Raw genomic sequence first — 5,710 nt, 5'->3', positions numbered from 1 at the left:
CAACAGAGCTTTACGATCCGAAAACCTTCATCACTCACGCGGCGTTGCTCCGTCAGACTTTCGTCCATTGCGGAAGATTCCCTACTGCTGCCTCCCGTAGGAGTCTGGGCCGTGTCTCAGTCCCAGTGTGGCCGATCACCCTCTCAGGTCGGCTACGCATCGTCGCCTTGGTGAGCCGTTACCTCACCAACTAGCTAATGCGCCGCGGGTCCATCTATAAGTGATAGATTGCTCCATCTTTCCCGATTCAGTCATGCGACCATATCGCGTATCCGGTATTAGCATTCGTTTCCGAATGTTATCCCAGTCTTAYAGGCAGGTTACCCACGTGTTACTCACCCGTCCGCCGCTAAGYATCAGAGGTGCAAGCACCTCWTCAACTCCGCTCGACTTGCATGTATTAGGCACGCCGCCAGCGTTCGTCCTGAGCCAGGATCAAACTCTCCAAATTGGTGTTTGAMWTGCTCATWACTTTTTTATCGCTTTTCTCACGATTCGTTAGAATCGTAAGGGCAGTTATTACTCGTTGTTCAGTTTTCAAAGAGCAAWCTWTTCTWTCGTTTGTCWTGCTTGTTTTGCTTGYTGWCCGCGTGTGTCTCTCGGCCAGAAATAGAATATACCATGTACATGCCTAAATGGTCAAGCGTTTAAATAAACTTTTTTGAAAAAACTTCATTTCTATCATAAAACCATCTTTATTCCGTTCCTTTACGCTGCAGTTCACGCCAAACTTTCTTGTTGCTGTACTGACGCTCTGAGCTAATATCCTTGCCAAACCATGCTGGTGCAATGAAAGCATTGGCAGATGCTTCGGAGTCAAACTCAACCTCAAGCACCGAAAGCTCGATTTGGTCATAGGTATCAATCTCAATGATTCGGTCGTTCCATTTTGCAGTCACTCTGTTTTTCGTCAATGGTATGAAGCCAAAAGCGTTTACTACCTGTTCATAAATACTGTTAGAAATCGAATATTCAATTTCCTCACGTGATAGACCGTTGCCTAGCTTAAAGGTATGTGTGAATGAAACCTCGCCGCTCGCCAGATCAACAATTCTCCGAACACGAAGTTCTTGATTTTCGTCGATAGCCAAATAGGTTTGTTCTATTCTTTGCTCGGAGAGCACCAACAAATCGTTTTCTTCTATTAATGCAGTTGGAAACGCCGGCAGCAAAAACTTGCGTTCAATTTCTAATGACATGTATAACAGCTCCTTTTTGTATTAGTCTTCCTCCAAGAAAAGCTCATCCAGCATTCTTTCCCTATTGTTAATGAACCTCTTCATAAGCATATAATGATCGGTTTCCTCGAGAGCGGTACGCTCAATCCCTTCAGCAGTCAAATTATAAATCACGGCATCCGGATAAGCCATTAGAATCGGAGAATGTGTTGCGATAATAAATTGTGAGTGCTTCCCTACGAGCTGATTAATTCGTGCAAGCATCGCCATTTGGCGGAAAGGAGAAAGTGCAGCCTCCGGCTCATCCATCATATAGAGACCATTTCCGTTAAAGCGGTGGAGGAACGTTGCAAAAAAGGATTCACCATGCGATTGCTGATGGAGAGACTTCCCGCCATATGAATCAATAATGCGTGGTCCACTGCCAAGCTCACGGTCCATTTGGTCAATATTAGTCGCCAAATTATAATAGCTCTCCGCTCGAAAAAAGAACCCATCCCTTGGTTTGTTTACGCTGCGTACAAGCCTCAAATGCTGATGAAGTTCTGAATGCGTAGCTTCTGTAGAAAAATTAAAGTTAATCGTTCCGCCTTCTGGATTGAATCCGAGTCCAATCGCGATCGCTTCCATCAGCGTAGACTTGCCCATTCCATTTTCCCCAACGATGTATGTTACTTTCGGATGGAACTCCAGCTCGTCTAAACTCCGGATAGCACTTAAATCAAACGGATAAGAATCGAAGGAGGGTACTGTCTCCCGAAGGAGCTTAACGCTTCTTAAATAAAGACCTTGCTGGCTTTGTCTCATCCTGTACGCCTCCAAGTTCGATTATGCCTAATCTGATTCTACTATTAACCGCAGCACTTTTTGAACTTTTTCCCGCTTCCGCAAGAACAAGGTTCATTACGTCCGACTTTTTTCTTTGCTTGCATATCGATTACTTCCGCTTGAGCAGCTGGCTTAGGTGCATTATTCAGCACCATGCTCACGTTTGCACGTTTCTCCGCTAGCTCTTCTGGGGAATAACCTTTGATGGCCCATTGCTTCGTGCTATTCATTAATGGAACGAGCAAATCGGTAATATTCCTCATTGTCTCCGAATTAGGAATTTCAATAAAGTTCTGTGCCAGCTCAATAACAGAAGCTAATGAATCTCCGTTTCTCGCAGCATCTGTACATTCCTCAGCCATCAAATCAGCTTCTTCACGGTCAATCTCATAACGCTCTAGTACAAAACGGACTAGATTCATATAGTGACTGTTTCTCTCCACATATTCTGCTTCTCCAGCTTTCAAAAGCTGCTGCTTCGTAAATGGACAAAAATCCAGATCATGTCTAAGGTCTCTTTCTTTCACAATAGCCTCAGGATCTACTACCCTATAGTCTGATATGTAGCCACTCTCTTCAATGAAAAATTGCTCATAGTAATCTTGGGCAGCAAACAAAACGTTCATAATATCATATTGAGCAAGAGGATGATCATCCTCTGAGATTACAAATGATTTCAACTGATCTATCGTCAATGTTCCATAATAATAGAGTAGGCCCTGCGTTAACCGTATCCATTCCGTGTTTCGATTAAGAATGGGCGTTTCCTTTAAGAGGTCCCCCGCTTTAATGAATTCCACCAGTTCGGCTGGCATCATCACAACACGCTTGCCATCTACCGTTCCCGGAAATAAAATACCACGCTCTAGGAAATAAGTATACTGCTGCAATTCAAGAAGCGGCTTGTCCCAAATACCTTCGTTTTTCACTATTTTCTGAACAAGCTTCAATCTATTATGATCAAAGCAACGAGTTGCCATTTGTAGATTGTCTGGTATCAGCTCTGAAAGCTTCTCCACAAGCCCCTGCTTATTAAGCGAGCTTAGGTTGCTAATATCCAAATTCGTACGTATTCTAGTTAATTGCTGCTTCGATAATGTGCTTAGCGCATCCGCATAAGACAGTGGATAGGTAAGCGGCGGCCATAATTTTTCCAGTGCTTTATCTTGCTTTGTTGTCATAATAATCTCCTAACTCGTAGATGTATTTCATGCTCTTCTATGAATTATGAGTGGTACACTCAAAAGACATGCAGGTTCAAAGATAACAAAAATCGAAGATGGAATCAAACAAATCTGTTACTAATTTCATCACAAAATGTAAACTCAACCTATAAATTACGGATTCGAACCTAAATAAAAGCCTCACAGATCATCAAGCGATCTACGAGGCTTATTCAAAATCTATCATCATTTATCCATACCTTTTACACTTAACAGCGAATTAAGCTGCTCCAGTAAATTACCGCCGCCAGTGAGCGAGATAGTCCCGATTTTTTCGCAAATTTTCTCAAGAAACTCAAGCTCTTTCAGACGATAGAGTGTGCCGTTCTCATCCATTAGCTTAGCGGTATTTAGCAGGCTTCTAGTAGACGCTGTCTCTTCTCTTCGTGTAATGAGATTGGCTTGCGCCTTCTTCTCAGCAAGCAGCACGGTATTAAGGATGTCCTTAATATCACCCGGCAAAATAATATCTTTGAGGCCCGCCGAAACGAACTGTACACCGTAATGCTCCTTCTGCTCGTTCAGACGTGTAAGTACAAAATTCGCGATTTCTTGCTTCATGCGCAGCAGATCATCCAGCTTTAGAGTACCGACATATTCGCGCAAAATAAGCTGCAGCAAAATGTACACCTGCTCCTCGAACGACTTAATCTGAAATGCTTTTAGCGGGTCAACAACCTTGTATTGGCACACAAAGTTCAGCCGCAGCGTCACCTTGTCCTCTGTCATGATCTCTTGTCCAGTCATGTCCAGCTGAAGCTGGCGCAGATCAACCGTCTTCACCTGCACGCTCGTTGGTCCTTTCCAGAAATAATATTTCCCTGGACGAAGCTCGCGCTGCAAAACGTTATTAAAAAATAACAACCCCGTTTCATAGCTTGCCACCTCGAACACTTGCATAAAGCTTTGCAGCCTCGACAGCAGTGATCTATCGATCTCTGGTGTCAGTTCTGGATTCCGAATGTCTATACGGATAAATGAATGTTTTTTCATTACATTCCAGAAGCCATAAAGCCCTGGTGTCAGCAATGCGGCAAATTTGCCATCCTCAAAATGCAGTACATACTCATAATCCTGCACATCAGCTATCGTCAGCTGCTCGGCAAGCAGCTCATCGTGGAGAAATAGCTTCAACTCCATATTTGGAACAGCGAAACGCTTCGCAATATTTTGCAAAATAACGGTATCGTCAGAAAATGATGTATGGCGATATATGCCCGGCTGCAAAAGCTTTATGTAACTGCCTTTTTTGAAAAGCAGACCTCGTTCATCGTTCTTGATAATCACTTTTTTAAACATGATTTAACACCTCTTTACACGGTTTGGTTGATCTTTGGAACAGGAGCGCTCCTGCGGCTAGACCGGAATCCGGCTTGAGAAGGGAGCAGAGCAGCTTTACAGCTTCGTTGTCGATAGTCGAGCTCGGATTCACTTTCCATCTGTGCTCGTTCTATGTCTTACTCTGCTATAAGAGGCAGCTGGCTCCAATCGGTATCCACCGATTGCATAGGTTTTGCTGCAGTGATTGTGCCGAGRCATCGTCTGAGTGCTCCTGCTTAAGATCAGATCTACAACATTAGTTCTCCTTTGGAGGGAGTCAGAGTGCTCCGAAGAGCTTTTTCGCGGATTAGGCGATTGACAATAGAGGGATTAAGTCCACTCTATCCTGTGGGAGATTAAGACGATATGAGCGATACAGTATACAAGCGCATAGTATGCGCATGCACTGCGGGATTTTTAGAAATCCCAGCCAAGGTACACCATTCGTACATGAACCTCATCTATTATTGAAGTTATCTTTAATAGCGATTTAATAAAAGCTAGGTGCCTTTTATAGCAGCCATAGGCTTGCATTTGGCTACCACGGCAGCTAAAGAAGCGCCAACAACGCTGTCGATGATCTGATCTACGTCTTTATATGCCTGTGGGCATTCATCGAGAATGGCCTGCAAGGAAGCGTGGTTAACGAGTATTTCATCATCCGTCCCAACCTTCAGCGATTGTTCAAACTGATCCACCGTTACCATTTCTTTCGTAGCTTTTCGCGATCTCGCCCGCCCCGCTCCATGGCAAATAGAATAGAAGTTTTTGAGTCCCTCATCCTTGCCTACCATAATATAAGAGGAAGTTCCCATAGAGCCCGGGATGAGCGCGGGATGTCCCGTCTCCTTATACACCGGCGTATTTAGAAAATGCCCCGGCGGAAGCGCACGCGTTGCCCCTTTGCGATGGACGAGCATCGGCTGGTTGCGGTGAAACTCCTTGAGCGCGTAGTTATGCATCAGATCATAGAGAACCGGCATTTCTGTACTTGCTCCGAACACTTCCTGAAAAGCTTCACGGACACCGAATGCAATCATATGACGGTTGCTTACGGCGAAGTTGAGCGCAGAATACATCAGGTTCAAGTAGGTCTGCCCTTCCTGACTCGCAATCGGGGCATAGATCAGATTAGGGTCTGGATTGCTAACTCCCCACTGA

5 protein-coding genes and 1 rRNA gene are annotated in these 5,710 nt (G+C 44.5%); all 6 read right to left on the bottom strand.

What is annotated here, in order from left to right; all coding sequences use genetic code 11:
• A 16S ribosomal RNA gene (locus AC1DSE_RS29030) occupies positions 1-451 on the bottom strand; the annotation flags it as partial.
• 244 nt (positions 452-695) lie between these two features.
• Positions 696-1,199 (bottom strand): CYTH domain-containing protein, encoded by a 504-nt coding sequence (locus AC1DSE_RS29025; protein WP_477512869.1) that lies wholly within the window; start codon positions 1,197-1,199, stop codon positions 696-698.
• 21 nt (positions 1,200-1,220) lie between these two features.
• The gene (locus AC1DSE_RS29020) at positions 1,221-1,985 is read right to left on the bottom strand and encodes an AAA family ATPase (protein WP_339207115.1); all 765 of its coding nucleotides are present in this window, start codon (positions 1,983-1,985) and stop codon (positions 1,221-1,223) included.
• Positions 1,986-2,029: 44 nt separating this feature from the next.
• The gene (locus AC1DSE_RS29015) at positions 2,030-3,187 is read right to left on the bottom strand and encodes a YecA family protein (protein ID WP_477512870.1); all 1,158 of its coding nucleotides are present in this window, start codon (positions 3,185-3,187) and stop codon (positions 2,030-2,032) included.
• Between the two features lie 228 nt (positions 3,188-3,415).
• Positions 3,416-4,528, bottom strand: coding sequence for a slipin family protein (locus tag AC1DSE_RS29010; RefSeq protein WP_477512871.1), 1,113 nt, complete (start codon positions 4,526-4,528; stop codon positions 3,416-3,418).
• 521 nt (positions 4,529-5,049) lie between these two features.
• Positions 5,050-5,710, bottom strand: a 661-nt coding sequence (locus tag AC1DSE_RS29005; RefSeq protein ID WP_477528615.1) for an RtcB family protein, incomplete at its 5' end; no start/stop codon positions are given.

It is taken from the genome of Paenibacillus sp. 01L418 (genome assembly GCF_056400045.1).
The sequence above is the reverse complement of the archived record's forward strand: the minus strand, read 5'-3'. Positions and strand labels throughout refer to the sequence as shown.